Origin of the sequence: Streptomyces sp. NPDC058525 (assembly GCF_042719495.1) — a bacterium.
GTDB lineage: Bacteria > Actinomycetota > Actinomycetes > Streptomycetales > Streptomycetaceae > Streptomyces.
The window spans coordinates 1-5,382 of the sequence record NZ_JBHXNP010000193.1; the positions used below are offsets into that span (position 1 = coordinate 1).

3 protein-coding genes and 1 pseudogene are annotated in these 5,382 nt (G+C 73.2%); all 4 read left to right on the forward strand.

Translation table 11 applies throughout. The features are described 5' to 3' along the window. Positions 1 to 478: pseudogene (locus tag ACFWP3_RS41410) on the forward strand (exopolyphosphatase); the annotation flags it as partial. Next, positions 475 to 2,073 carry an acyl-CoA carboxylase subunit beta gene (locus ACFWP3_RS41415; RefSeq protein ID WP_384232080.1) on the forward strand — a complete coding sequence of 533 codons (1,599 nt, stop codon included), beginning with the start codon at positions 475 to 477 and terminating at the stop codon, positions 2,071 to 2,073. The pseudogene ACFWP3_RS41410 and the gene ACFWP3_RS41415, both read left to right, overlap by 4 nt. Before the next feature lie 8 nt (positions 2,074 to 2,081). Continuing rightward, entirely contained in the window at positions 2,082 to 3,989 is a 1,908-nt protein-coding gene (locus tag ACFWP3_RS41420; RefSeq protein ID WP_384232082.1) for an acetyl/propionyl/methylcrotonyl-CoA carboxylase subunit alpha, read from the forward strand. Further along, a complete protein-coding gene (locus ACFWP3_RS41425; RefSeq protein ID WP_384232084.1) occupies positions 3,986 to 5,143 on the forward strand; it encodes an acyl-CoA dehydrogenase family protein in 1,158 nt (385 codons plus the stop codon). The genes ACFWP3_RS41420 and ACFWP3_RS41425 overlap by 4 nt, the downstream gene beginning before the upstream one ends. The last annotated feature ends 239 nt before the right edge of the window (positions 5,144 to 5,382 follow it).

Sequence of the window (5,382 nt, forward strand, 5' to 3'; positions counted from 1 at the left end):
CCCCGAAGGGGTCCGGGGCGGAGCCCCGGTTTCGGGAAGGGGCGGGGTTGGGGAGAGCCCCGCAGGGCCCACACGCAGGGCTCCGCTCGGAGCCGTGGTCGGGGCCCGCAGCGGCGACAAGGGCGGGGACGCCAACGTCGGCGTATGGGTGGAGTCCGACGCCGCCTGGACCTGGCTCGACCGCACCCTCACCGTCGAGCGCTTCCAGGCCCTGCTCCCCGAGACCCGCGCGCACGCAGTGCTCCGGCACGCGCTCCCCAACCTCCGCGCCCTGAACTTCACCATCCCCCTCATCCTCGGCGACGGCGTCGCCTCCGGCCACCGCTTCGACCCCCAGGCCAAGGCCCTCGGCGAATGGCTCCGCGCCCGCCACCTCGACATCCCGACCCACCTCCTGCCCGGCCCCGCAACCGCCCCCGCCCCCGCCCCCACAACCGCCCCCGCAACCGAACCCGCCCCGGAGGGGACCGGCCCATGACCCGCCTCGGCACCACCGTCGACCCGCACGCCCCCGAGCACGCGCAGGCCCGTACCGCCGCCCTGGAACGGCTCGCCGCCCTCGACACCGAGCACGCGAAGGCACTCCAAGGCGGCGGCGAGAAGTACACGGCCCGCCACCGGCAGCGCGGGAAGCTGCTGGCCCGCGAGCGCGTCGAGCTGCTGCTCGACCCGGACACCCCGTTCCTGGAGCTGTCCCCGCTGGCCGCCTGGGGCAGCGACTACCCCGTCGGCGCCTCCATGGTCACCGGCATCGGCACCGTCGAGGGCGTCCAGTGCCTGGTGACCGCCAACGACCCCACCGTCCGCGGCGGCGCCAGCAACCCCTGGACCCTGAAGAAGGCGCTCCGGGCCAACGAGATCGCCCGGCAGAACCGGCTCCCCGTCATCAGCCTCGTGGAGTCCGGCGGCGCCGACCTGCCCTCCCAGAAGGAGATCTTCATCCCGGGCGGGGCGATCTTCCGCGACCTCACCCGGCTCTCCGCCGAGGGGATCCCGACGATCGCCGTCGTCTTCGGTAACTCCACCGCCGGAGGCGCGTACATCCCCGGCATGTCCGACCACACCATCATGATCAAGGACCGGTCCAAGGTGTTCCTCGGCGGTCCGCCCCTGGTCAAGATGGCCACCGGCGAGGAGAGCGACGACGAGTCCCTCGGCGGAGCGGACATGCACGCCCGCACCTCCGGCCTCGCCGACTACTACGCCCTCGACGAGCAGGACGCGATCCGCCGGGCCCGCCGCGTCGTCGCCCGCCTGAACCACCGCCCGGCGCACGCGGAGCCGCCCAAGGCCGAGGAGCCGACGTACGACCCCGAAGAGCTCCTCGGGATCGTCCCGCCCGACCTGAAGACGCCCTTCGACCCCCGCGAGGTCATCGCCCGCATCGTCGACGCCTCCGACTTCGACGAGTTCAAACCGCTGTACGGCACCAGCCTGGTCACCGGCTGGGCCACCCTCCACGGCTATCCGGTCGGCATCCTTGCCAACGCCCAGGGCGTGCTCTTCAGCGCCGAGTCGCAGAAGGCCGCCCAGTTCATCCAGCTCGCCAACCAGCGCGACATCCCGCTGCTCTTCCTCCACAACACCACCGGCTACATGGTCGGCAAGGAGTACGAGCAGGGCGGCATCATCAAACACGGCTCGATGATGATCAACGCGGTCTCCAACTCCCGCGTTCCGCACCTGTCCGTGCTCATCGGCGCGAGCTACGGCGCCGGCCACTACGGCATGTGCGGCCGCGCCTACGAGCCGCGCTTCCTCTTCGCCTGGCCCAGCGCCAAGTCCGCCGTCATGGGCCCCCAGCAGCTCGCCGGGGTGCTGTCGATCGTGGCCCGGCAGTCCGCCGCCGCCAAGGGGCAGCCGTACGACGACGAGGCCGACGCCGGCATGCGCGCCTTCGTCGAGGCGCAGATCGAGTCCGAGTCCCTGCCGATGTTCCTGTCCGGGCGGCTGTACGACGACGGGGTCATCGACCCGCGCGACACCCGTACCGTCCTCGGCCTGTGCCTGTCGGCCGTCCACAACGCCCCCGTCGAGGGCGCCCGCGGCGGCTTCGGCGTCTTCCGGATGTGAGCCCGCACATGACCGTCAACTCCCTGCTCGTGGCCAACCGCGGCGAGATCGCCGTCCGCGTCTTCCGCACCGCCCGCGCCCTGGGCCTGGCCACCGTCGCCGTCCACTCCGACCCCGACGAGCACGCCCTGCACGTACGCGACGCCGACGCGGCCGTACGCCTGCCCGGCGCCGCCCCCGCCGACACCTACCTGCGCGGCGACCTGATCATCAAGGCCGCGCTCGCCGCCGGGGCCGACGCGGTCCACCCCGGCTACGGCTTCCTCTCCGAGAACGCCGCCTTCGCCCGCGAGGTCAAGGCCGCCGGACTCACCTGGATCGGCCCGCCGCCCGAGGCCATCGAGGCCATGGCCTCCAAGACCCGGGCCAAGGAGCTGATGCGCACCGCCGGCGTCCCCCTCCTCGAACCCGTCGACCCGGCCACCGCCACCGCCGCCGACCTGCCCCTCCTCCTCAAGGCCGCGGCCGGCGGCGGGGGCCGCGGGATGCGCGTGGTCCGCGACCTCGACCAGCTCAAGGAGGCCCTCGACGCCGCAGCGGCCGAGGCCCGCTCGGCCTTCGGCGACGGCGAGGTCTTCGCCGAGCCCTACGTCGAGCGCGGCCGCCACGTCGAGGTGCAGATCCTCGCCGACGCCCACGGCACCGTCTGGGCGCTGGGCACCCGCGACTGCTCCCTCCAGCGGCGCCACCAGAAGGTCATCGAGGAGGCCCCGGCCCCCGGCCTGCCGGAAAGCCTGCGCGACAGCCTCCACGAGGCCGCCGTCGCCGCCGCCCGCGCCGTCTCCTACCAGGGCGCCGGCACCGTCGAGTTCCTCGTCACCGCCGACGGACGCCCGTACTTCCTGGAGATGAACACCCGCCTCCAGGTCGAACACCCCGTCACCGAAGCCGTCTTCGGCCTCGACCTCGTCGCCCTCCAGCTGCGCATCGCCGAGGGCGCGGCCCTGCCGCTCACACCCCCGGCCCCCGGCGGCCACGCCGTCGAGGCCCGCCTGTACGCCGAGGACCCCGCCCGGGACTGGCGCCCCCAGACCGGCGTCCTGCACACCCTCGCCGTGCCCGGCGAGGTCCGCGTCGACACCGGCTTCACCGACGGGGACGAGGTCGGCATCCACTACGACCCCATGCTCGCCAAGGTCGTCGCCCACGCCCCGACCCGCGCCGAGGCCGTACGCGTCCTCGCCCACGCCCTGGCCGGAGCCCGCATCCACGGGCTGACCACCAACCGCGAGCTCCTCGTACGCTCCCTGCGACACCCGGAGTTCGCGGCCGGACAGCCCGACACCGGCTTCTACGAGCGCCACCTGCCGGCCCTCACCGAGGGCACCCCCGATGCCACCCTGTCCGCCCTGGCCGCGGCCCTCGCCGAAGCGGCCCCGGCCGCGGACGCCCCCCTGGCCGCGCGCCTCGGCGGCTGGCGCAACGTCCGCTCCCAGCCCCAGACCCGCCGCTACACGGCGGCGGGCACCGAGTACGAGGTCGCCTACCACCCGGTGAGCCACCCCGGAGTCCGCGTCCTGTCGGCCGGCCCCGCCCTCGTCACGCTCGAAGTCGACGGCATCCGGCGCCTGTTCCACGTGAAACAAAATTCGAACAACCCCGACCTGTACGTCGATTCCGTCCTCGGCGCCCACACCCTCACCCCCGTCCCCCGGTTCGCGGACCCCCAGGACCGCACCGAACCGGGCTCCCTCCTCGCCCCCATGCCCGGCACCGTCGTCCGCATCGCCGAGGGCCTGGCCCCCGGCACCCGCGTCACCGCCGGGCAGCCCCTGCTCTGGCTGGAGGCCATGAAGATGGAGCACCGCATCCTCGCTCCCGCCTCCGGCACGCTCACCGCGCTCCACGCCACCACGGGCCGGCAGGTCGAGTTCGGCGCCCTGCTCGCCGTAGTCCAGGAGGAAACGACGTCATGAGCACCATCGAAACCCCCGAGCACAAGGCCCTGCGCACGGCGGTCGCCGCCCTGGGGCAGAAGTACGGCCGCGAATACCTCACCCGCGTCGCACACGAGGGCGGCCACCCCGACGAACTGTGGGCCGACGCCGCCAAGCTCGGCTACCTCGGCGTCAACCTGCCCGAGGAGTACGGCGGCGGGGGCGGCGGCATCGCCGAACTGTCCATCGTCCTCGAAGAACTCGGGGCCGCGGGCTGCCCGCTCCTCATGATGGTCGTCTCACCCGCCATCTGCGGCACGGTCATCTCCCGCTTCGGCACCGACGCCCAGAAGCGCGCCTGGCTCCCCGGCCTCGCCGACGGCAGCCTCACCATGGCCTTCGGCATCACCGAACCCGACGCCGGTTCCAACTCCCACCGCATCACCACCACGGCCCGCCGTGACGGCGACGACTGGATCCTCACCGGCCGCAAGGTCTTCATCTCCGGCGTGGACATCGCCGACGCCACCCTCATCGTCGGCCGCACCGAAGACGCCCGCTCCGGCCGCCTCAAGCCCTGCCTGTTCATCGTCCCGCGCGAGACCCCCGGCTTCTCCTGCTCGGTCATCGACATGGAACTCCAGGCGGCGGAAAAGCAGTTCGAACTCCTCCTCGAAGACGTACGCCTCCCCTCCTCCGCCCTCGTCGGCGACGAGGATGCCGGCCTCCTCCAGCTCTTCGCAGGCCTCAACCCCGAACGCATCATGACCGCCGCCTTCGCCATCGGCATGGGCCGCTACGCGCTCGCCAAAGCCGTCGCCTACGCCAAGACCCGCCAGGTGTGGAAGGACCCCATCGGCGCCCACCAGGCCCTGGCCCACCCGCTGGCCGCGGCCCACATCGAGCTGGAACTGGCCCGCCTGATGATGCAGAAGGCCGCCCACCTCTACGACGCCGGCGACGACATGGGGGCCGGCGAGGCCGCGAACATGGCCAAGTACGCGGCCGGGGAGGCCTGCGTCCGCGCCGTGGACCAGTCCGTCCACACCCTCGGCGGCAACGGCCTCACCCGCGAATACGGCCTGGCCTCCCTGATCACCGCCTCCCGCGTGGCCCGCATCGCCCCGGTCAGCCGCGAGATGATCCTCAACTTCATCTCCCACCAAACCCTGGGCCTCCCGAAGTCGTACTGATGCCACCCCCGCCAGGGCTCCGGACGGCTAGGCCTGGTCCCCGTGCCGAGGCCTGGCGGGGTGTGGGGCGGGGTCCCTCCGGAGTGTCTCCTCGGCTCGCGCACCAAGCCCCGGCTGTCGCATGTCAGGCCCGGGTTGCGCGCTCGTCCTGCGGGGACCCTCCTGCGCGCCCCCACCCCACGCCCGGGCTCCGGAAGCGGAACTGAGACGTGGAGGAGGGGAGTGGTGCCGCGCAGGGG

Bases quoted from the DNA above. Each gene is read 5' to 3' on its own strand.
- ACFWP3_RS41415 (WP_384232080.1), top strand. From the start codon at position 475: ATGACCCGCCTCGGCACCACCGTCGACCCGCACGCCCCCGAGCACGCG.
- ACFWP3_RS41420 (WP_384232082.1), top strand. From the start codon at position 2,082: ATGACCGTCAACTCCCTGCTCGTGGCCAACCGCGGCGAGATCGCCGTC.
- ACFWP3_RS41425 (WP_384232084.1), top strand. From the start codon at position 3,986: ATGAGCACCATCGAAACCCCCGAGCACAAGGCCCTGCGCACGGCGGTC.